Origin of the sequence: Parasphingorhabdus sp. (genome assembly GCF_965233695.1) — a bacterium.
Classification (GTDB): Bacteria; Pseudomonadota; Alphaproteobacteria; order Sphingomonadales; family Sphingomonadaceae; genus Parasphingorhabdus.
This window is the reverse complement of the sequence record NZ_OZ247497.1, coordinates 2,848,846-2,870,119: the sequence shown is the minus strand read 5'-3', so window position 1 is coordinate 2,870,119 and position 21,274 is coordinate 2,848,846. Positions and strand designations below refer to the sequence as shown.

Here is a 21,274-nt window from a genome sequence, read left to right as displayed (position 1 = left end):
TTTTTTTATATTTCATTCAAAATATGGTCATCGTGGCCAATCAACTAATCACATCCAGCGGCCGAAGAAGCACAGGATAGTTGTTACTGGCGTTGCCGACTTCATTCGATACAGCCACGACATTGATATCGCCAGCATAGGGCTTCAGGAAGACACCAGCACGAGAAAACGAAGCGGTTCCTGGCCTACTGCCATTAGCCGATGTGGTCACAGGCTTCGACAGATTGAATTACCCATTTGATCTTGGTAGTGTTGGCCGGGCAGTTAAGGGGATCAGCATTAGCGGGAGAGTTATCTTTTGGGCGAGCTTGCTCATATTGAGCCTTGGCTTGCCCTTTATGACGCCACGTCTTCCTGTCATGGGCGGACTTGATAGAGCTCTTCACGACCTTTATCGATTTTCGTTAGCGCCGAAAGCGGCAAACGATTCAGATATTACCGTGTTGCTTTACGATGACGCGGTAGCTCGGGAAACTGGTAAAACCACACCGGTCGATCGAGCATTACTAGCTAGCGCATTGCGTGCGATCGAAAAGGCCGGAGCGCGCGCTGTTGGGATTGACATGATTTTCATTCAACCCACTGATGATGAAGATGTATTGATTGATACACTAAGTCAGATGACGATACCGGTGTATGTTGCTTTTGCCGATCCCGAAAATGACCAAGCCGCTTACTGGGATATGTCAATTGCAGATGACGCTTCCAATTATCAAAATGAATTCTGGACACGTATCGATAACCCCAAAGTCAAACGTGTGTCGCCTGTAATTGGAGTAGATAAAACTGGCATAGCAAGGAACTGGCCGCATCTTGGAAACTCAGGGAGGCCACAGCTGGCGGCAGCATTGGGTGGAGCTGAAGATTTGGCCAAAGGTTATACAGGAGCGATCACTTTCTCTCATTTAACAGACGAAGAGATAGAGGCCGGTTTGCAGTTTGCCACCGACATGTTTCCGACGCTTCCGCTTGATACCGTTACCGACTCTGAGCTGTTGGGCTATTTCCAGCACCTAATTAGCGACCGTATCGTCCTAGTCGGTGCCGATACGTTCAATTCCGATCAATTATCGACGCCAATAACGCGTTTTTCAAATCAGAGTACTGTAGCCGGCGTTACCGTTCATGCACATATGCTGCGTCAATCGCTCGATCGCAATTTTCCTGTTCGCTTGCCGCAATGGGGCCTTTTGTTACTTGTAGTCTTATTCATCGTCGCAGGTGCAGCGACTGCGACTATAGAACGACGACCGGTAGCTCTGGTTTTTGCTGTTGCATTGCAAACGGTCGGACTCGCACTTTTGCCTATCATATTACATCGCAACGGGTATGATTTTCTTAATTTTCCGGCTTTCGGCATTTCGCTGAGCTGGCTGTTAGTTTTTTTGAGCGTGGGTTATACTCTGCGGACAAGGACATCAACCGAGCGAGCTTTTGCCCGCAGCGCGCTAGGCAAGTTCTTACCCGAAAGCGTAGCACTCGAGATACTAGAAAAACCCGAAAAACTGAAGCTGGAAGGAGATGAGCGCCCCATCTATATGCTATTCACAGATCTTGAGGGTTTTACCCGTTTTAGTCACAACCGCCGTCCTCAAGAAACGGCGACGGTTCTTAATCGCTATCTTGAAGATATGAGTCAGGTCATCTTGGATCATGAAGGAACGATCGACAAATTTGTGGGAGATGCGATAATCGCATTTTGGGGCGCTCCAATAGCCGAGGAGGAGGATGCTAGGAATAGCGTCGCATGTGCCATTGCCTTGCACAAAACATCAGAGCGACTGCGGGTAGAACTCTCGAAAGGGGAGAATATGCTTGGCCGGACGCGTATTGGTTTAAACTTTGGGCACGCTACAGTGGGCAATTTCGGCGGAGAACGAAGAATACAATACACGGCTTTGGGTGATGCGATGAATATTGCAGCTCGCTTGGAAGGCGCCAATAAATATCTAAATACCGATATTCTTGTTAGTGACGCGGTAAAAGAACGCGCCCCGGAATTCTGTTACCGGCCTATGGGCGCTGTCTTATTATCAGGCGTTGGAACGGCGATGAAGGTTTATGAACCCATCGATGATGAGCGTAGCGCGTATACCGCTGACCTAGTCGATGTAATTGTTCGGATTGAAGGGCGGTTGGGTGGTGCTGAACAGCGACTTCGAGAACTGGCTGCAAAGCACCCAGAAGATAAGGCAGTGATGTCAATGGTTGACAGGTTCAATAACCTTACTTTGGAAAAACCTTATGAACTCGGAGGAAAATAGAAGAATGGCCCGTACACCAGTCCCAGTTAAGCTTATGATTAGTGTGTCAGCTTTGTGTCTGTTTCTCTCAGCTTGCGCCACAACTACATCGAATGTGGAACCTGTTGTTTCAAGTCAATCAGAAACGATAAATGCCGGGCAATGTCAGATTGATGACAAAAAGGCAGCCAAGACTACGGTTATGATTATACAAGGATCGGGAGGAGTTGAAGCCCGTTGCACACCGGGGATGAAAATTAGCAGTAATTCATTGATCTGCCTATATGACCAAGAAAAAGTCACGGTGTTGGGGAAGACTGGGACGAAGGTTTTAAGTGGACCTGGCTGTCTCTCCGTAGCGACTGGCAAAAATGAAGCGGGATCATTGGGCCCAGCTAGGTTAGAGAGTTTTATCAACAATAAAGGAAAGTCACGTGCTCGAACCGGAGCTGCTCGAGGCTGGGCCGGTAGTACCTCACCATCACAAGTAGACTTGGGTGAAGTGAAGGTAATACGAGGCAGCGCGACAGCGTTGAGGCGTTATAATCGCAAGGCGACCATTCCGACCGGAACTGAAATTTGTTTAAAGCGGAAGGAAAGCTTAACGGTCTTGCGAAAAAAAGGTGGCACTCTCAGCCTCCAAGGGCCAGGTTGTAATGTCTTTCGTCGCTCAGGGGAAGTAGTCAATGTTGCTGGTGTATCTGGCGGCAACTAGTGCTGCCAATCAGCTCTCGTTCCAACGGCCGACAACTAGACACAAATCAAGCGGGATAACCGCTGAACTGAAGGTTTTGTTTCAAGTGTATGATATGGCTTTGTCATCGAAGCCTTGGTCAATTAGATAAATCACAAGTTGAATTGGAGACTAATTAAATCACTCTCACTTTCACAGTGACCTGTCTGTCGCTCGCACAATAGCGTTGTTTTTACAGTCTTAAGACGGCGAATTTAGTGCGAAAACGTTGTTCAGATAATTCATTAAATCAGTTTGATCGACACAGTGCACTTACAATTATTATTTTCGCACGATGCCCTATCGGAGAGATATTTTACGGGTCCTACCCACGAGATCTGCGAAACCGTATGCGCTGGAGGACCGCAAAAATAACGTCGAAGCCAGGTTTTTGAGGTCGGAATAGTTAGAAGTTCACTCTGTGTTTTCATAGATTGGAAACAACGCTTGTATTATCAAAGGTGAGGAGCGTAATAATAAACAGCTCCCTTACTCACCGCACAAAGTGATTGACGCGCCTATCCGATTTGCCGGACAAAGAACAAACAGCTTAGTTAATTAGTTTCAATAATCCGGATCAGTCTCGAGCTGCTTCGATGGTTCTTAAACCAAAGATTGGAACACCGACTTATGAGCACTCCAAAAAGATTTGAGAATGTACCGGGTCGGAATTTTCGTTTAAGAATACTCAGCGGCTGGAGCGCATCAATCCCCGGCGCTAAAGTCGGAGCTGGATATGCGACGACAGTCATCGAGGTTCATAACATTGATTCAGGACATTCAGCTAAACTGGATCTGGGAGGTGTGGATATTGGTCTCAGCACTCCTCAAGTGCAAAACGGACTAGTAGACCAATGGAAGCATTTTCGGACTTCTAAACCAGTCGACCTTAGAGATTTTGAATGTATGGTCCGAATCGCAAGCGTCAATGTTGGATCTTGGTCCATTGCATCTGTGCTTACTTTTCAGAGTGATAGGATCGATCTTGAGTTTGATTCTTGGGCAGAAAAAAAGTGGCGCGGCAATAGCATCGATATTTCTGAGCTGACCATCAACGCAGGCGTTGGAGTAGGATGGTCTTTGCAGGCGGGCGAATTGGAAGAGATATCCTTCATCGGCCCAGCCGACACTCCATTGACGGAATTTATCGGAGAGCAGATAGCAATTTATTACGAAGAGAATCAATCTTCACAACCGATTGCAGGACATGATCCAGCAACTGAACTTGATAAAGTTTTTCGAGAGCAAGAAGCTGAGGCGAATTTGCTAGACGAAGATGTTGACGTATCAACAGAGCATAAAGCCGCAGAATTTCAAGAACAGGCTTCAATCATTCCGGAAGAAATTGATCAGTCTGATCCAGGACAGATACAAGAGCATTTGGAACAACGTTCAATCCTTCCACCTGAAGTTGACACATCAAGCATCAAAAAAGCTTCTGAATGGATAAGATCACCACCGATTGACCCAATTCTAGGCCCAGCATTGCCACCTGATATTGATGAGAATGGAAAGTTGCTCGATTCAGGAACATCTAAATCTGATAACAACTATATAGCTGCCGACGATGAGCCGAGAATTCCCTCCGCTGATGAGTCCGGAAACAAACGAAGTTCAGCAATCAACCCTTCTATGAGCAAAACCGTCGCATCAATACTGTCGTCAAGTATTCCGTTTGCTGGTTTGGCTTTCGGCAATCGGGGTGGCGGTATGTCATCAGAAGAAGGTTCAATTGATGAAGACCAAGAGCTTAGCGATGGTTCAGGAGGCGCCGTTGAATTGGACACTGGACCACAGGACTTATCGGATGCAGAAAATTCGTCTTCAATCACCGATGAAGCGACAGATGAAACCAGTGAGACCGCTGATGATATGGAGACCGAACTGGGTGAGTCAGAAGAAACATGTGAAGCATCAGAAGATGAGCCTGGAAGTCCATTGTCAGCTGACGAGGAAAACGAACCTGCAAACGACGAACCTGAAGACGCCGATGGAGATGATAATCCCTATATTGACGGCCCAACTGTCGACGCAATGCCTTCAGCTTCGGAACCATCGGGAGATAATGGCGGAGCCGATGCAGGACCGGTTGACGCAGGTTGATTATAGGAGGTGGTCAAAATGAACAATGAATACATCCGAGCAAAAAATGACTTTGAGAAAGGAAATATTTCCAAAGCCTCAGCGCAACTTGAAACCATGGTTGAACAAGGCATTACCAATGAAGAGATCATATACTTACTGGGAGTTTGCAGATTCCGCCAACGCAAATTTGAAGATGCAAGAGGTTTGTTTATCAGCCTCTTAGCGACAAACAATAGTCATATAAATGCCCACTACTACTTGGGGCTGTCGCATGAAAGGTTGGGAGACGAAAAATCAGCGCGCACGGAATATCGTTTCACACTGGCGCTAAAACCAGATCACAAACTGGCGCAAAAAAAACTGGGTCAAAACGTCATCCAACAAGAAGCTACCTCTCCACAGCGAGAAGCATCACAAGCCTCAAATAGAGCACAAGAAAATGGCGAGCAGGTCTCAACTGATCCAGGCGATCTCATATATTCAGGGCATCGAAAACCTTGGACAATGCTTCATATTCCGGCTCTAATTATAGTACTTGCCGCGATCAAATTGCTTTTCATCGTTGAGAATGGCCCGGGATTGGTCGAAGGGTTCCTGTTCGCGTTACAAAGCATTCGAGGTCTCAGCCTGGAGCCTGTCATTCCAGTTTATCTTGTGCCGACACTCATTTTCATAGATCTAATTTTTAGGTCGATCGCCACAAAATACAAAATCTACCAAAAGAGAATCGATGTTCGGTATGGATATCTGATGCGAAAAGAGTACTCAATTTGGACTTTTGAGATCGAATCCGTTGAATTTCGTCGAAATCTTTGGCTTATACTCAGCAATAGCGGTCAAATCCTGATGAAGGCGAAGGGTATTGAGACCACTATTGATGGCATCGGTCGCGCAAAGTTCATGCGTCAACTTTGGAGTGAGATGCGCGACGCCGCATTGGTCGACAGGCGCAGCATGAAGAAATGGTGGATCTAGATCTCGAAAGGTCATTGAAAGTTTTATGATTTGGCCTTTCTCGCTTCGGAACAAAGGCTATATCTCTCAAGTTAAACGTTGGTTTTCTCCCTAAATTAAGTTACAATTCATTCGTTGTGGCGACAAGAACGGAGACACCGTAATGCCGCAACAGTCACAAGTATTTCCGATCCATATCCGCGCCGAATATCGCGACAGCCAACAAGCCTTTACGAGGTTTCAAGCTGATGTTGGAAAAGTAACAACTTTCGCGAAGAACGAGTTCGAACGCAGCGGCCAGGAGATCAGCAATCTCGTTAAAAACGCCCTCACCCTTCCCCGCAACGCCGCCGGTTCACTCAATCTCGGATCCGAACAATTGGCTGAAGCGGCGCGTGATGCACAAGCTTATGCGCTTAGCCTGAAAGATGTCGAGCGCGCTGCAAATAAGTTAGCCAAAGAGACCGGTGACACCTCTGCAGAAACCCGGCTCTTTCTACAGGCTGCCAATGCTGCATCAAGAGAAGCAGAAGAGTCTGCGCGATCATTGACCGCTCAGGCAGCCACCTATGAACGACTGCAGCGCGAGATCGATCAAACCACTGCGGCAACAAAACGGCAAATTAGCGCACAAAACAGCAACCTTGCTTCCTCCCGCGCAGCAACCAAATCAGCCGGTGCTCAGCGCTTTGCAATGGTTCAGATTGGTCAACAGTTCCAGGATGTTGCGATCCAGATGCAGACTAACACGAGGCTGTCGACGATATTCGTGCAGCAGGGCTCTCAGCTGGCGTTTGCCATGTCAGGACTGGGCGGCAAGCTAGGTAATGTAGCCAGAATATTGGCCGGGCCCCTCGGCGCAGCGGTTTTCGGCGCCGTCACCGCCTTCTCGCTGCTCAGATCTACCACGGATGATAATGCCGAAGCTTCAAAGCGTGCGCAGTCTGCCGGCGAAGAGCTGGCGCGCTCGCAGCTGGATATCGCAAACTTCTTCGATACCGCAACTGGCGCCATCAATGAGCAAAACCAGTCGCTTATCCAAAACGCTATTCTCAAGCGGCAGGATCTGGAACAAGAGATTGAGTCTCGGCTTAAAGAGCGAACCAAGAATTTTATTGGTACCGCCGCGGCCTCAACACAGGTCCGGGCAGACTCCAGATCAAAAACTGGTTTCGTTCAATCCAATGATATCCGAGATGCGCTTCGCACTGCTAATCCCGCCAAAGCATTGGCCGAAGTTGCTCGCAGCAATAGCGTAAACGCTAATCTCGCTGAAAAGCTGAGTGATCGCCTCGCTGGTATTGCCACTGATGCAAAAGAACTGCGCAAGATCCAGAAAGAGATCAGCTCACTGGAAACAGGAACATTGGCCAACGATTTACGGACCGGATTCCCGAAGAAGGCGCGAACCGCCAAATCGGGTAATGCAGAAGCCAAAGCAGCAGCGAGAGAGATTGAGCGTCTTTCCCGGGTCAGCGAACAAAGCGCGGAAGCTATCGCACGGATCAACTCTCAGTTCGATGATCAGCCCAAATTGGTCGACCGAAGCACAGCGGCCGTGCGCAAGCTCGATTCCATCATCTCAGAACTGAACAATGATAAAAATGGGCAGACGCCCCGTCTCGCTGAGTTGCTCGAAGATGCAAATGAAGCTCGAGCCTTGGCTGACAATGCCGTATCGAACCAGGTTAATCGGCAAATCGAACAGTCCGAAGAAAGTCTACGGATCCAGACCCTATTGGTTCAAGGCAAAATTGAAGAAGCAGATATCGCAGGGCGCATTGCGAGCTTCGAAGATCAGTTCGGGCTGCAGGCCAAAATTCAGCAGCAGCGAGAGACCCTCTCCATTCAGCAGGACATTCTCGACACATCGACCGCCGGTACTGCAGAATATGACGAAGCACGCAAAATCATCGACGAGACTGCAGCCAGCCTCGACAAGAATGTGCAGAGCCAGCGAGATATAAATGAAGCTGTGCGCAGCCAGGTGATCGCAGAAGAACGGATCAATGAGCTCGGGCAAATCAGGCAAGAACAGCTCAGCCGCTACGATACTGCGATCGGTTCCGTGCGAGGCGAGCTGGAGGCCTTGTTTTCCGGAGACGGGACAGATTTCCTTAAGAATATCGGTAACACGTTTAAACAGCTTCAGGCTGAAACCAATGTGGAAGCGATCTTTGGGTCAGCGTTTCGTGATCTGGAAAAAGCACTGCGACGCAATACTCCGCTTGGCCGGGCTGAAACTGCGCTTGAAGATGCTATGACCAAAACCGGCGATGTTGCGATCGATCTCGGCAACAACTTTGTAACCGTATCAAACCTGCTCACTGAAAAGGTCATTCCGGGACTGAATGAAGCGATACAGGCCAATCAACCTGCCGGCAGCACCGGCGTAGCAGCAAATGACAATGTCATAGCGGTAAACGGTCAGAGAATTGAAGCAGAGATCGGTATCGCATCGATGCGGGACTTTAGCCGCGGGATAGCCGAAGCTGTCACCTTCCCTTTGCTGGACAAATTTGATGAGACGTTTGGAACGAGCTTCTTCTCCCAAATGAACGCTGTTCTGTCGAGCGCTGTGGCCGGTTATCTGACCGCTGGCCCTGTTGGAGCCGCGTTGGGAGGGTTGCAGCAGGTTGTTGGCGATCTCACCAGCAAAGGAGGTATAAACGAAGCTCTCGGTGCCAAAATAAGCGAAGGATTGGGAAAGGCCCTTGGCGGGGCCCAGACGGGCGCTCAGACCGCTCAGCTTCTCCAAGGGCTAGGTATCAAGACTTCATCGACCGGCGGTGCCATTGGCGGCGCCATCGGTTCTGCTGTGCCTATACCTGGAGGTGAGATTGTCGGTTCTATTCTTGGCAGTTTGGTTGGTGGTCTGTTCAAAGGAGGGGCAAAGACCGCACGCGCCAATATTACAGGTGTAGATTCCATATCCGTAGCGGGTGCTGATAGTAGCAATTTTGGTGCAGCCAATACCTTGGCCGGTGCCGTGATAAGCGGTTTGGAGAATGTAGCCGACACGCTCAACGCACGGATAGGGTCATTCAATACAACTATTGGCACCCGTGGCGATGATTTCCGGGTCAACACCAACGGTACATCACTCAAGATCAAGAACGGTGCCCGCGATTTCGGTGAAGATGAGGCTGCAGCGGTATCATTCGCCATATTCGACGCAATATCGGATGGTGCGATCATCGGACTGCGTGCTGGTACTGAGCGCTTGTTGAAGGCGGCTGGTGATATCCAAGAAGGACTGCAAGACGCCCTCGACTTCGAGAATGTGTTCAATGAGCTGGAACAGCGCAAGGATCCATTAGGTTTCTCTCTCAAATCACTGAACCGTGAATTTGAAGGTCTCATCGATCTGTTTAAGCGCGCCGGCGCCAGTGCTGAAGAATTCGCGAGCCTCGAAGAGCTATATGGACTGGAGCGCGCTGACATCATCGCTCAGGCCAGTGAGCAGTTCACCGAGACGCTCAAAGGCTTTTTGGACGACCTGACTATCGGCGATAATGGACTATCTGTGCGAGACCGCCTGGGATCCGCACTGGATCGCTTCAACCCGCTTGCGGCTGATGTTCGCGCCGGCGGAGAAGTTGATGCTGGTCAGTTTGAGGAAGCGGCTCGAGCTGTGCTTGAACTGGAGCGCCAGGTCTTTGGTAGCCAAGGGAACTATTTCTCACGGTTGGATGAAATCACAAACCTCACGGAACAGGCGCTGCAGAGTGAGCAGGATCGTCTTACGGCAGCAGCGAATGACAATCAGGGCATCACCTTTGCGATTGATAGCCAAACCGACACGCTGTCCGGATATCTGGAAGCGATCAATCGCGGAAATAGTGATATCTTGCAGGCCATCCAGGCTGGCTCGGGGTTCTTTGGTCCAACGCTCAATGACCGGTTCGCCGTTAACAACTTCTGAGGTTAAAAAGGTGGCCCCGGCGAAGCTAATCACCGGGGCCGTCTACGCGTTGTGGCTTAGCGCAGATGAATGCGGGCGTGATAACCTGAAATCACGCCCGCTCGCTGGCTCCAAAAGCGAGGATGATCGCCAACCAGCGAAACTTGTTAAATGCTGGGAAGGCGAAACGAAGAGACGATCCGGCCGCCCGATAAATTGATTGAACCATCACATCGCGAGAGAGCATCCACGAGACCCGGCGAAACATTTTCTGACCGGTTCCGCAATTCAGGCCAGTCTGCCCACATGCCTTGTATCGATTTTGTAAGCTTGTGCCGCAGGTCACTAGCCTCTTTGGTCGCAAGGCTTTCTGCAATTGCCTGGGTATCGACATAGAGCTTCGCCAGACGCTCGATAGCTTCAAGCGCTCCTTGATGCAGCGCCCTTGTCGCATCGGCCGTATGCTCCGCGATCCTGACTCGCAATTTGGTTTGAATAGCGGAAATTTCCCGCTTCCGTTCATCCATAGCTTTCTGCATTGTATGGATACTCTCGCGATGGACCTGAACCTTTTGGCGAAGCACGTCCTCGGACTCTTTGGATCGATCATCAACCTGACCACTGCGCAGTCCTTCCACCAGTTCGCTGACATCGGCTTCGGATGATCGAAGGTCCCTGATTTCCGATTGGGCCTGAGCAATTATTTGCCCAGCCGTCTCTATAGCTGCTAGATCCCTTCGCTGATCGGCCTCGAGAACCGCAATTGCAGCCCGTTCAGCGCTGTCATCGATAGTCGCAAGCTGTTTAGCCAATATCTGATATTCTATCATTGGCCTGCCCTCTCTGCTTGAAGCTCCCGATGGACACCATCCCAGCCGTGTTGATCGGTACTAGCCTTCTGGGCAGCTGCAGATGGTTTTGGCTTTACGGCGACTTTGGCCGCCGACATTCCTGCAATCGCATCTTCTCGGCTCAACGAGAAAAGAGGGATGCTAGCGACAAGTTTGTCAGCATCTGAGTTGGTTGTGACCAGAAGGAAGGCTGCCGTATATGGTTGATCCCTCGCTTCTTGCGATAGGAAAACATCCTTGATGCGTTGACGTTCCTGAATCCGCACCTGGCTAGGGGTTGTTGGACGCTTTGTACGGGAGCGGGTTTTGGGTGACGTGCTCTTTTGGCGTGGTGGTGATTTAGGTTTCTTCGATCGCTCTTCGGACAATCGATTGAGGCGGCCAAATCGTGGGCCTGTTGTTTCAGTTTTCATGCTAGTTCCTTTCGAGTTTGTTGGTTGTGCAAATTTTGCCGATTTTGGTCAGTTCAAGTTTCAGTGCAGTTTGATGATGCAAAGCCAGTCCAGCGCCATTCACAAACTTGGACATTGTGCCTTTTGGGATTCCAGCTTCTTCAGCCAGCTTGGACTGAGTGCCGATCGGTGACTGTTTGATAAGTTCAATCAGTATTTCTCTGAGCGGGGATGTTTCCGTTTCCTCTTGCCGGGCGGTCCCAGCTTTCCCCTGAGTATGGTAATTTAATTGTGTACCAGTTTTTGGGACAGTATCTTTTACGGAAACATGCGGGTTTCCAGATGTTTCCGTGTCAAAGTTTGGTACCGCATTGGGATCTGTTTCCACACCTTGCGCAATATTTGGTACCGCAGAGGTCAAGTTTTGGTACCGCGTTTTGTTTCCATTCGGTGCCCATTTTTCGAAATCTCGGGTTGGATTTGCAGGTTTGCATCCAGGAGCTGGTTGCCAAGTGTATCGCCAAACTGTCGCTGGACCGCCCTTAACTTTGAAGTGACCCCGAGCTACTGCTTTAATGAAACCATGGTCATCCAGCTCCGTCAGACAACGACTTGCTGTATTTTTCGACAAACCTGTAGCAAGCGCAGCATCACGGGCTGACAAAAAGATCTTTCCATTGCGCTCTCCGTCGTCGAGCATCACTAAAGCGATCAGCACTTTGACTGCGTTGCCAGACAGATTCCGCCAAGCATCCGTATTTGCGACGCTACGATAGATCCGAGCATGTTTGGCGCCTGCCTGTCGCCTTTCGACGGTCTTAGCCTTTGACACTACCGTGCCTTCCGGGCTTCGATGACTAACCTGTCCCACTCGCTGGCCTCAATGGCCTCGGATCGAATGGGAAACCCAAATTTCAGCGCGAGGCTCAAGGCACACTGGACTGCTTCTCCAGACCGTTCGAAGCGCTCCTCTGTATAAGAGTGATCAATCGGAGGGATGATATCCACTGCCCAGTTATCTGGCGCGCGAGATACAGAAATGAACCGTCTGATCTGATTGGTACGAAAAGGTATGACAATGCCCGTCATTTCAACAGCAATCCATCATGTGAGCATCCCTCTGCGCACCCATGAGATCGATCAGAAGCCAATCCTCGTTCGTCGCTAGTTGGTCCGCATATCTCTTGGCCTGCGGATAGAAATCAAACTGTCGATCAATAGTCTCACCGATCAAGCCGGGGCTCACGGTGACCTCAACGCTTAGGTCGAATGGATCCATCTTTATCGTGATCAATTTTGTGATCTTGGTCATGCTAGTTCTCCGCTTGATTTGATCGGAAAGCCATATTTTGCTTTCAGGTCGAGAGCGTGTCGGACTGCTGTTTCAACCTTAGTGAAAGAGTCTGGATCACGACCTTGGATTGGCGGCATTATGCTTACTTCGTATCCGGCTTCTCGACCGGGCTGGACGATGATTTCTCTCGCCGGTGACGACGAATGGATCGCTGTTCGGGCAGTTCCAAGCTTCAGATTGATCTTAGCGAGGCGCGAACGGCTGTAGGGCTTGCCTGAACGACCTCTGCGAAGCACTTCACGATCACCGCTCTTTGTGTCATCGACAAACATTGATCGATAACACCCTATAGCCCGCGGATATCTGTATCAGTGTAATGTTTTGCTACATCGAACGAACCGCGTTTGGCTCGTATCTCTCGCTGATCAACAGCGTGATAGGTATGCGGACAAACAGGATGTTCGAGTTCGCCTTGATCCTCAATGTTGCCCCCGGCGGGATCATCATCTTCAATGTCTGGATCACCATCGTCCCGGTTTAAAGAGTCGATCATTTTCTCAATCAACAACTCGCGCGCCGGGCGATCGAGCTTCGCAAATGATACCTCAATGAAGTGAAACAATGATACCGGATTAACTTTCGACAACGTCGACACCACTGTATCTAGTGAAGCCCGCAGTTCGGGAGAGTTCATTAATGTCTGTTCCATCAGGCTGCTTGCTCTGAGTCTGATTTGAATGCAGCCTCAACCTCAGACCGTCGGATGAAGATTTTCCGGCCTTTCTTAATTGCTGGCAAATATCCTTTGTCAATCATTCTATAGATTGATTGTCTGCTGAGCATTCCATTCGATTCTTCGGCAAGTGTCTTTGGGTCTGTTAGGTCGTCAAACATCTTATTTCCTTTTAGACTAGGGTTAGCCCTTACCCCTATTGAGCTTCGAATTTCGTTTGTCAACCACAAGTATCATCGTTAAGCCTTATTCAAATCACGATTTGGGAATTGCATTTTGGATTTGAAATACGGTCAAATGGAAAACTTGCTCGCCGCAATGCATGAAATTGCGCCAGCTCAAATGGGAGCGTTGAGGTCCCGCTTGAAACATTTCAAGCGACTCAAATTTCCAGTAAGTGTAAACACAGGCGCCGGATTGCATGCAAGGTACGGTGCAAAAGAGATTGTTTTCTTATTGTACGCATTTCAACTGATTGAGTTGGGCATGACTCCTGAACGAGTTAAGCACTATGTCGAAAAGTTCACAGACGATTTAGCTAGAATCAGTTCACATGTCGGCCATTTGCTTGGTCGTGACGACAGCGATCCTCCTGCTGATCAGATAATGAAAGTTCGGTTCGACCCTAACGCACTGTCCGCATTGACTGAGCCCAGGTCAGTCTCAGACAATGTTGAACTCATAACCTTTAAAGCAATTCAAAATACCATCGTCTACAAGGGGCCTTTTATTCGCAGTTATTTTGACGATGAAGAGACGCTTACAAACAATCCCTTCGGACCACGGTACGCTGAAATTAACGCTACTGATCTCCTTTTCAGAGCTGCTATTTGGTTAGAGAAGAGCAAACTTTCGGATTTCCAAACTTTTGGCGACGCGCTCAGTGACTGGGGCGAGTCAGAAGGATGGACACCTGCCCGAGAGGACAAAATGCAATGACTAGCGTCCGCAAGCGCACCTGGACCTCCCCCTCTGGCGAAGAGAAGACAGCCTGGCTGGTCGACTACCGAGATCCGGCCGGCAAGCGCCGGAGTAAACAATTCGTTCGGAAGAAAGATGCTGATGCTTGGCAGGTGAATGCGAGCTTCCAAGTGTCTCAGGGAACGCATACTGCCGATAGCCAGTCGATCACCGTGGAGCGCGCCGCGCAGTTGTGGCTCGATCGATGTCGTGAACCCAATGCTGAAGGCAAGTATCTGGAGGACACCACCCTCGCCGCTTATGAGCAGCATGTCCGGCTGCACATCAATCCTTTGTGTGGTGGAATGAAGCTGACCAAGATCAGCCGGCCGATGGCAGAAGACTATCGAAGCGCTCTGCTCAAGACGCTATCGGCGCCAATGGCGAAACGGGTACTCCGGTCACTGCGATCGATATTCGCCAACGCAATGCGCCGCGGGCATATCGGTCAGAATGTGTTTGATGGTGTGGAAGCTATTAGAACCGTCACTCGCAAAGAAGAGCTTATCATCCCGACGAAAGCGGAACTCAGCGCCGTTGTGAACACGGCCGCAGAATCTGACAATCCAATGGTCGAACCGCTGGTCATGTCCATGATATTCACCGGGCTCCGGGCAAGCGAGCTAAGAGGCTTGCTCTGGTCAGCTGTGGATCTGGAGAAGAAGCTACTCTCTGTAACCCGCCGTGCTGATGCTAGAGGCAATATCGGCCCTCCAAAGACCAAAGCTGGCAAACGGGTCATTCCCCTGCCCTTGCAAACAGTCAAAACGCTCAAGCGTTGGAAGCTGCGTTGCCCGCCATCTGAACTCGGCTTGGTATTTCCATCGCTGAACGGCAAAGTGATGAGCCATAACTACATGCTCAAGAACCTCATTCGTCCGGTTTTAGAAACAGCAAAGACCAATAAGGCATATGGGCTCCATGCTTTTCGCCACGCCACTGCATCTCTCTGGATCGAACAACAGGTTCAACCGAAGCGCATATCGGTCTGGATGGGTCATAGTTCCATCAATGTGACTTATGATATTTACGGCCATCTGTTTGATCAGGTCGACGCTGACCACGGCGCAGCTAATGCGATCGAGCGGGGGTTGCTTGCGTGAAGCACGACTACGATCAGATATTCTCTCCAGGCAGGCATCACCTCGACTTGTCGGAATTCAAGAAACAAATAGTAGACAACGTTGGAGGAGAAAACCGCAAAAAGATCTGGCGCGAATTTGAAAAGTTCTATGCAAAACTCAATGATCTGAAAATCGATTGTGATCTCTGGATAGATGGAAGTTTCATTACGAAAAAACCCGAACCGAGCGATATTGATTTGTCATTGATGATAGACGAGAAACAGTATGATAAATTGTCAGAAGCAGCGCTTAAGTTTTTGTTTTTACTGGATGATGCAGATCAAAAATATGAAGGTTTTATTGATGCTTTTGTGTGTATAGTATATCCGAAAGGCCATAAGCAAAGAATTGTGGACAATCCCGATGAATGGGCGCGTCAATGGTCGGTGGAACATAACGACTATTGGTTGAAGGGTTTTGTCGTTATGCAATTGGAAAGTTAGATGAACGATTTTGCTACATCACTGGACAATGTTAGGCGCCACAATTCCATTGTGGAAGAAATGGAATTCGCACTTAAAAACGATCCTGAGAACCGCAAATTACGTATGGGGTTAGGTTCTGCCAAACGGAGAGCAGCTGAAAGCGAAAAAAACCTAAATACCCTGGTCAGCGCGAATTCGATTGATCTCATACGTTACAAAATTGATAACGGCAGCGATACATATGCTGTCAAGTCCGTTACCGAGAGTGTCTCTGGTTTTCAGAATTCCTTTACGGGAGTAGTTGATTTTCTGGAGAACGGGCCAAAAGATAAAGCTCATTTTTCTAACGAGATAAAAAACCTAACTGAGTTAGGATTTGCCTATACTTTTCCAGGTTCACTCGGTGTTGTATTATCGGTGTCTAATGACCGCGACTTGATCGAAGGAAAGTTTGATCGGGCAGTGGATGTATTTGAAGAATTTCTTGAAATATCCAATAGTAATATGGCTGTGGATGCTTCTCGTCATATGGGCTTAGCTCTCGTCTCGCAGCTTTGTTCATGGATCAAGGTAAACTCGCAGTGGGGTAACAGTGTCGACTATATCTGGAATAGATCAGATGGCATAGTGCGCGGTCAACATGTGGGCATTGATCACTTTCATCAACTCAATGATATTTTTCAGAGTGCTAAAGAGGAAGAGCAGAAACAACTGGAGATTCAAGGTATCCTAGTGGGCCTTGATCTTGAGACTTCTAGTTTTCATTTCGTTGTAAAAGATGGAGATGATTATCGTGGCAAACTAGACGATCAGTTTCAAAAAGGGCCGACCGTCGTGGGAAGAGAGTATACTGCACAGATTTCAAAAAACGAAACGAGAAAGGTTGCAACTGGTAACAGCATCGTAACGTACAAGCTTCTCCACCTGAGCTAGGTAGTTGATGTTGATGCATTACCGATACGATTGGACTCTGACTTATCTATCGAACACCGACCTACCAGGTTCTGAAAATAGGTCTCGCCAACGGGCGCTTATTTGGTTAGCGAAGTTTGGTTACTGTTAATCCGCATCCCGCATGCTGCATGGATGCAACACGAGTTGATTTATTGTTAGTTTTACGCGATTAAGTTTGGACTCTGACTCCGTTAATTGAGGTTCGAATCCTCACGGGGGATCCAGATGCGGGGGAGCATTTTGAGCGAGAATGACAGGGCGCTGGCAACGTGACACACAGGCACGCGCCAGATGATCAGAACGCACCAAATGAAGGTGCAGCGGTGGAAGCCGACAAGACGACCATCAGTTTCTCGCTGGGGCTTAGTGATTTTCTCGCGGCAAATGACATTTCCATTGGTTTCACTTCCTACCAGACCGGACGATTATATCTTGTCGGGCGCGGCGCTGATGGCAAACTCGCGGTACATGAAGCCGTCTACCCGCAGGCCATGGGAATTACGGCCAATGCAAACCGTATTTATCTGGGGACGCTGACGCAAATCGTTCGGATGGAAAATGTGCTGGGATCGGGCCAATTGGCCAATGACACACATGATAAAGTCTATGTTCCCCGCAATATGCAGACAACCGGCAATGTCGATGTTCATGAACTCGGCATCCGTGAGGATGGTCAGATTGTGTTCGTCAACACGCTGCATAATTGTCTTAGTATTCCGAGTATTACCCATAGCTTCAAACCAATCTGGAAGCCCGATTTCATTTCGGAATTGGCAACGGGAGATTGCTGTCATCTCAACGGGCTAGCGATGGTTGAAGGGCAGCCGAAATATGTTAGCGCCGTGAGCCAATCCAATACCAAAGATGGTTGGCGCGAGCATAGACATAGTGGCGGCGTAATAATCGACATAGATGCTAATGCAATACTGGCTGATGGGCTTTCCATGCCCCATAGCCCCCGCTTTCATGTCGAACGGGTATGGCTTTTGAACTCAGGCACCGGGGAGCTGGGCTGGCTGCATCCGACTGATCATGCATTTACACCAGTGGCCTTTTGTCCCGGTTTTTTGCGGGGTCTGGCTTTTCACAATGATCACGCATTCGTAACGCTTTCCAAACCACGGCATGGCAGATTTGAGGGCTTGATGCTGGATCAGAAACTCAAAGAAAATGAAACGGCGGCCTGGTGCGGCATTCAGATATTGTCGCTATCAACCGGCGAAGTCGCCCAATGGTTGCGCTTTGATGGCCCTATTACCGAGCTATTCGATATTTGCATCCTGCCGGGGGTCAAAAACCCGATAACACTCGGTCCCCAGTCAACTGAAATACGCGACTTTATTACTATCGAGCAGCCGGACTGGTAAGATCCGAACCGATATTGGTTTATGGAAAAAACACCATATTTTTGCGTACCCCTTCAAAAATCAATCCGATTACCGTTCTAGAAAACAGGACCAACAATTTGGATGAGATTATGATTTCCTTAAATAGCGCAGATGACAGATACAACGCACCCCAAGAATATAGGGGGGCCGCTCGAGAAATCATCGAAGCAGAAATCTTTGTCCGGCAACTAAATTCTCAGCTTTTCCGGGCTACTCTTTCAGATATATCCACTTCAGGCTTCAAGATGACGAGCTATACCGACCTGGATCAGAACAAACCCGTTTACATCCGGTTGCCTGGAATGCAGACGCTCAGTGCTACGATCAGATGGAACGACTATCAGGAATATGGTTGTGCATTTAACAACCAGTTGCATCCAGCAGTGCTGGAACATCTGGTATCAAAACTAAGGGCCTTTGAGTAAGTTGGATTATCCAACCAGCCGAGCCTATTGCGGTTCGCCGGTTTTATCGTATTTCAATTCAAGATAGCGGCCACGGATCGACAGATTGTCGATATCGCCTTTGGCTATCTGTTGCGTCACACCGGAAATTTCCCTTGCAATCAACGACAAGCCACTGATCAGCTGTTCATCGGGTGAGTTGCCGCTGTCGTTGCTCTTTTTTCGCATTGGTTCTGGTATGGCGCGATAGCCGGAAATGAGTTCTGGCAGATGTTCGCCCATCAACTTGCGCACCTCATAAGCCGCAGGTTCACCTTCATCGAGTTTTTGCAGCTGCGGTGACAGCATATCCAGCTGGGTACCAATATCGTCAATGATCTTCACCGCCGGCCTGGGTAACGCAGGACGCTGGGATTCGAGCCAAATCTCAGTTTTGCCTGCCAAGGTTTTCAGGTCCGATTGAACCAAAGTGGAGGGCGTCGGAATCTTCATCTTGGGAAATTTCATAGCGGCCCAGATTCCACCAGCGATTAGACCCGCAGAAATCATGACGCCCCAAAAACCGATTCCGTTCAATATTCCGCCAACGACGCCAGCTCCGACCAACACCCCGACAGTGACCACCGCGGCACGGGCCAATTTCTTGCGAAAATGGCCACGTTTCAAGCCCTTGGACCGCTCGCCGATGGATTCTGCGAATTTATAACTGCGATAATAGTTCGCGGCATTGTCATAAATCTGCTGATTACTCTCGCTCATGCGTCTTATTCCTCAAGAGCGCTTAACGGGTTTTCGGATGGTGCTTCGAGAGCCGCCTTATCCTGCCCCTCGGCCCGCGCTATATACCCTTTTGATTTCTCTATCTCGCTAGACAAGGAATTCACGGTGGTCTTCATATTTTCCAGCGCCTTGATCTTGAACGTGTCGATATTGTCCATTGTGTCGTAAACATTCTGGAACGCGCGTTGCAGCGTTTCGAGCGGAATCGTCGCCGACGCCGCTTGCTCGTGGATCTGTGCCGTCTGGTTCTTCAACATATCGCCCGTGCTGTCGATGATACCAGCCGTCGTCGTGTTCAGCGCTGTCACTTGATCAAGCACCAATTTCTGGTTTGTCAGAGCCTGCGCGACGGTAACGCCGGTGCGCAGCGCGCTTACGGTCGTCGTGCTGGCGCGGTCCACACCCTTGACCAGCTCAACATTGTTCTTCTTAACAAGATCCAGCGCCAGATAGCCTTGCACGGTCACTGCCATTTGCGTCAGCAAATCCTGTGTCCGCTGACGTACGTAGAAAAGTGCGCTTTCCCGGATCGCTTTGGCCTTTGCAGGGTCGGTTGCATCCAGCTCGGCGGCTTTGTCTTCCAGACGCTGGTCCATCACTTTGGACACGTGGATCATTTGTTCCAGCCGGCCCATCGCCGCCCAGAGATTTTTGCGCTCCACATCAATGGCCGCGTTATCCATCAGCAGTTCGTCTTTACCGCCCTGCAGACGGTTCAATATCGAAGAAATATGCCCCTGCGCACTCTTATAGCCGTCAAAATAATTACGCAGCTTAGAACCAAAGGGAATGATGCCGAATAATTTGCGTGGCGCGAGCAGATTGCCGCGCTTGCCTGGATCCAGGTCTTCTACCGTCCGGCGAAGCTCGGTCAGATCGGCACCGATGCCGGATTCATCGTCCATGGTACGAATGGGACGGTCCAGAAAACGGTTGGATTGCCCAGCGGCATCAGCAATTTCTTTGCGGCCCATATTTGTGATCTGGTCAACTTTTTTACCAAATTCCGGGCTATTTTCATCCTGTGCGACAAGATCGTCGATAAAACCATCGACCTTCTCTTCCAGCTTGGACTTGATTTCATCGCCGACCGGAACAAGCCCAGCCGCCTTTGTTGGCGAAACGGCAACAACCGGATCAGGCGGAGTCAGGGTCAAATCTTCGGTCGCAGTAATCGTCTCGGTGGCCATTGGCTCAATCTCCATATAGCTGTCTCTAGCACAGCGCTCCCATCATAAATGGATGCAAATGCAGCACTTTTCAAGCGTTTCCCAACTGTATTATTAAAATAGTACAGTTAATGCAAGATTACACGACAGCCTTCTTGTCTTTTCAACGATTTGGCTTGCCCCAAACGATTATCCCTGCAGGGCCGTTTCCACAGCTGGCGCGATCCGTTCGACAATGATATCGATGCCCTCGGCATTGGGATGAATACCGTCAGGCAGGATCAGGTCTGAACGTCCCACGACGCCATCCATGAAAAAAGGATAGAGGCTAGCCTCATATTTCTTCGCAAGCGCTGGATAAATGACATTAAACTGGTCACTAAATTCTTTCCCGAGATTGGGCGGGGCCAGCATACCGGTCAGCATCACGGGAATGTCACGGTCGGACAGTTTCTTCACCATCGCCTCCATATTGGCCCGCGTTTCCGACGGTTTCAGGCCGCGCAGCAAATCGTTGCCCCCTAGTCCCAGCAATACCAAATCCGGTTTTCTGGGCAGGCTATCAAGTACGAAATCCATGCGCCGCAAGCCAGCGGCAGTTGTGTCACCTGACACGCCGGCATTGTGAACCTTTACATCCTGACCGGCTGCATTGAGTGCTTTTTGCAGTTCTGGTGCAAAGCCCTCGTCAGGGGCTAATCCATAGCCAGCATAGAGGCTATCGCCGAAGGCCAGAACCAAGGTTTTTGCTTCTGCTACCGGCTGATCAGAATTTTCACTGGCTGTTGGTTTTTCTTCAACTTCAACGGAATTTTCATCCAAGACCGGGCCACAGGCAATCAAAAGTTGAAGAATTGCAAAGCAAAACCCATATGTCATAA

At 49.4% G+C, this 21,274-nt stretch carries 20 protein-coding genes; 11 read left to right on the top strand and 9 right to left on the bottom strand.

Annotated features, from left to right (window positions below; genetic code table 11):
• The first annotated feature begins 224 nt into the window (after positions 1-224).
• The 5 genes from ACO6S1_RS13645 to ACO6S1_RS13625 all read left to right on the top strand — a co-directional run bounded on the left by ACO6S1_RS13645 (position 225) and on the right by ACO6S1_RS13625 (position 9,940).
• On the top strand, positions 225-2,264 hold the full coding sequence (locus tag ACO6S1_RS13645; RefSeq protein WP_422343183.1) for a CHASE2 domain-containing protein: 2,040 nt from the start codon (positions 225-227) through the stop codon (positions 2,262-2,264).
• A gap of 4 nt (positions 2,265-2,268) precedes the next feature.
• The gene (locus ACO6S1_RS13640) at positions 2,269-2,958 is read left to right on the top strand and encodes a hypothetical protein (RefSeq protein WP_422343182.1); all 690 of its coding nucleotides are present in this window, start codon (positions 2,269-2,271) and stop codon (positions 2,956-2,958) included.
• Between the two features lie 648 nt (positions 2,959-3,606).
• Positions 3,607-5,079: a hypothetical protein gene (locus ACO6S1_RS13635; RefSeq protein ID WP_422343181.1), complete on the top strand. Its 1,473-nt coding sequence runs from the start codon at positions 3,607-3,609 to the stop codon at positions 5,077-5,079.
• Positions 5,080-5,097: 18 nt separating this feature from the next.
• Positions 5,098-6,036 carry a tetratricopeptide repeat protein gene (locus tag ACO6S1_RS13630; RefSeq protein WP_422343180.1) on the top strand — a complete coding sequence of 313 codons (939 nt, stop codon included), beginning with the start codon at positions 5,098-5,100 and terminating at the stop codon, positions 6,034-6,036.
• Positions 6,037-6,178: 142 nt separating this feature from the next.
• Positions 6,179-9,940 carry a hypothetical protein gene (locus ACO6S1_RS13625; protein WP_422343179.1) on the top strand — a complete coding sequence of 1,254 codons (3,762 nt, stop codon included), beginning with the start codon at positions 6,179-6,181 and terminating at the stop codon, positions 9,938-9,940.
• Positions 9,941-10,086: 146 nt separating this feature from the next.
• Here the strand turns inward: ACO6S1_RS13625 and ACO6S1_RS13620 are convergent, their stop codons facing one another.
• From ACO6S1_RS13620 to ACO6S1_RS13595, 6 genes are all read right to left on the bottom strand, one after another.
• Positions 10,087-10,749, bottom strand: coding sequence for a hypothetical protein (locus ACO6S1_RS13620; RefSeq protein ID WP_422343178.1), 663 nt, complete (start codon positions 10,747-10,749; stop codon positions 10,087-10,089).
• Positions 10,746-11,183: a hypothetical protein gene (locus ACO6S1_RS13615; RefSeq protein WP_422343177.1), complete on the bottom strand. Its 438-nt coding sequence runs from the start codon at positions 11,181-11,183 to the stop codon at positions 10,746-10,748. The genes ACO6S1_RS13620 and ACO6S1_RS13615 overlap by 4 nt, the downstream gene beginning before the upstream one ends.
• Position 11,184: 1 nt before the next feature.
• Complete coding sequence (locus ACO6S1_RS13610; RefSeq protein ID WP_422343176.1) at positions 11,185-11,994, bottom strand: hypothetical protein; 810 nt, start codon at positions 11,992-11,994, stop codon at positions 11,185-11,187.
• 258 nt (positions 11,995-12,252) lie between these two features.
• Positions 12,253-12,474, bottom strand: coding sequence for a hypothetical protein (locus tag ACO6S1_RS13605; RefSeq protein ID WP_422343175.1), 222 nt, complete (start codon positions 12,472-12,474; stop codon positions 12,253-12,255).
• Between the two features lie 328 nt (positions 12,475-12,802).
• The gene (locus ACO6S1_RS13600; protein ID WP_422343174.1) at positions 12,803-13,165 is read right to left on the bottom strand and encodes a hypothetical protein; all 363 of its coding nucleotides are present in this window, start codon (positions 13,163-13,165) and stop codon (positions 12,803-12,805) included.
• Entirely contained in the window at positions 13,165-13,299 is a 135-nt protein-coding gene (locus tag ACO6S1_RS13595; protein ID WP_422346195.1) for a helix-turn-helix domain-containing protein, read from the bottom strand. Before ACO6S1_RS13595 ends, ACO6S1_RS13600 begins: the two co-directional genes overlap by 1 nt.
• Before the next feature lie 166 nt (positions 13,300-13,465).
• Here ACO6S1_RS13595 and ACO6S1_RS13590 point away from each other — a divergent pair, with 166 nt between their 5' ends.
• From ACO6S1_RS13590 to ACO6S1_RS13565, 6 genes are all read left to right on the top strand, one after another.
• Positions 13,466-14,128, top strand: a complete 663-nt coding sequence (locus ACO6S1_RS13590) for a hypothetical protein (protein ID WP_422343173.1) — start codon at positions 13,466-13,468, stop codon at positions 14,126-14,128.
• Positions 14,125-15,252, top strand: coding sequence for a tyrosine-type recombinase/integrase (locus tag ACO6S1_RS13585; RefSeq protein WP_422343172.1), 1,128 nt, complete (start codon positions 14,125-14,127; stop codon positions 15,250-15,252). The genes ACO6S1_RS13590 and ACO6S1_RS13585 overlap by 4 nt, the downstream gene beginning before the upstream one ends.
• Positions 15,249-15,716 carry a DUF6932 family protein gene (locus ACO6S1_RS13580; RefSeq protein WP_422343171.1) on the top strand — a complete coding sequence of 156 codons (468 nt, stop codon included), beginning with the start codon at positions 15,249-15,251 and terminating at the stop codon, positions 15,714-15,716. The genes ACO6S1_RS13585 and ACO6S1_RS13580 overlap by 4 nt, the downstream gene beginning before the upstream one ends.
• Positions 15,717-16,631, top strand: a complete 915-nt coding sequence (locus ACO6S1_RS13575) for a hypothetical protein (RefSeq protein WP_422343170.1) — start codon at positions 15,717-15,719, stop codon at positions 16,629-16,631. It begins immediately after the preceding gene.
• 290 nt (positions 16,632-16,921) lie between these two features.
• Positions 16,922-18,019 (top strand): TIGR03032 family protein, encoded by a 1,098-nt coding sequence (locus ACO6S1_RS13570; RefSeq protein ID WP_422343169.1) that lies wholly within the window; start codon positions 16,922-16,924, stop codon positions 18,017-18,019.
• A gap of 98 nt (positions 18,020-18,117) precedes the next feature.
• Positions 18,118-18,465, top strand: coding sequence for a PilZ domain-containing protein (locus ACO6S1_RS13565; protein WP_422343168.1), 348 nt, complete (start codon positions 18,118-18,120; stop codon positions 18,463-18,465).
• A gap of 24 nt (positions 18,466-18,489) precedes the next feature.
• Here ACO6S1_RS13565 and ACO6S1_RS13560 read toward each other — a convergent pair whose 3' ends face one another.
• The 3 genes from ACO6S1_RS13560 to ACO6S1_RS13550 all read right to left on the bottom strand — a co-directional run bounded on the left by ACO6S1_RS13560 (position 18,490) and on the right by ACO6S1_RS13550 (position 21,215).
• Positions 18,490-19,203, bottom strand: a complete 714-nt coding sequence (locus ACO6S1_RS13560; RefSeq protein ID WP_422343167.1) for a hypothetical protein — start codon at positions 19,201-19,203, stop codon at positions 18,490-18,492.
• A gap of 5 nt (positions 19,204-19,208) precedes the next feature.
• Positions 19,209-20,414 (bottom strand): toxic anion resistance protein, encoded by a 1,206-nt coding sequence (locus ACO6S1_RS13555; protein ID WP_422346194.1) that lies wholly within the window; start codon positions 20,412-20,414, stop codon positions 19,209-19,211.
• A gap of 168 nt (positions 20,415-20,582) precedes the next feature.
• A complete protein-coding gene (locus ACO6S1_RS13550; RefSeq protein WP_422343166.1) occupies positions 20,583-21,215 on the bottom strand; it encodes an arylesterase in 633 nt (210 codons plus the stop codon).
• Positions 21,216-21,274: the final 59 nt, after the last annotated feature.

Excerpts from the sequence above, each read along its gene's own strand:
- ACO6S1_RS13575 (WP_422343170.1), top strand. The coding sequence starts at position 15,717 with ATGAACGATTTTGCTACATCACTGGACAATGTTAGGCGCCACAATTCC.
- ACO6S1_RS13630 (WP_422343180.1), top strand. The coding sequence starts at position 5,098 with ATGAACAATGAATACATCCGAGCAAAAAATGACTTTGAGAAAGGAAAT.
- ACO6S1_RS13615 (WP_422343177.1), bottom strand. The coding sequence starts at position 11,183 with ATGAAAACTGAAACAACAGGCCCACGATTTGGCCGCCTCAATCGATTG.
- ACO6S1_RS13635 (WP_422343181.1), top strand. The coding sequence starts at position 3,607 with ATGAGCACTCCAAAAAGATTTGAGAATGTACCGGGTCGGAATTTTCGT.
- ACO6S1_RS13560 (WP_422343167.1), bottom strand. The coding sequence starts at position 19,203 with ATGAGCGAGAGTAATCAGCAGATTTATGACAATGCCGCGAACTATTAT.
- ACO6S1_RS13595 (WP_422346195.1), bottom strand. The coding sequence starts at position 13,299 with ATGCTCAGCAGACAATCAATCTATAGAATGATTGACAAAGGATATTTG.
- ACO6S1_RS13620 (WP_422343178.1), bottom strand. The coding sequence starts at position 10,749 with ATGATAGAATATCAGATATTGGCTAAACAGCTTGCGACTATCGATGAC.
- ACO6S1_RS13625 (WP_422343179.1), top strand. The coding sequence starts at position 6,179 with ATGCCGCAACAGTCACAAGTATTTCCGATCCATATCCGCGCCGAATAT.
- ACO6S1_RS13555 (WP_422346194.1), bottom strand. The coding sequence starts at position 20,414 with ATGGCCACCGAGACGATTACTGCGACCGAAGATTTGACCCTGACTCCG.
- ACO6S1_RS13605 (WP_422343175.1), bottom strand. The coding sequence starts at position 12,474 with ATGACCAAGATCACAAAATTGATCACGATAAAGATGGATCCATTCGAC.
- ACO6S1_RS13600 (WP_422343174.1), bottom strand. The coding sequence starts at position 13,165 with ATGGAACAGACATTAATGAACTCTCCCGAACTGCGGGCTTCACTAGAT.
- ACO6S1_RS13640 (WP_422343182.1), top strand. The coding sequence starts at position 2,269 with ATGGCCCGTACACCAGTCCCAGTTAAGCTTATGATTAGTGTGTCAGCT.
- ACO6S1_RS13585 (WP_422343172.1), top strand. The coding sequence starts at position 14,125 with ATGACTAGCGTCCGCAAGCGCACCTGGACCTCCCCCTCTGGCGAAGAG.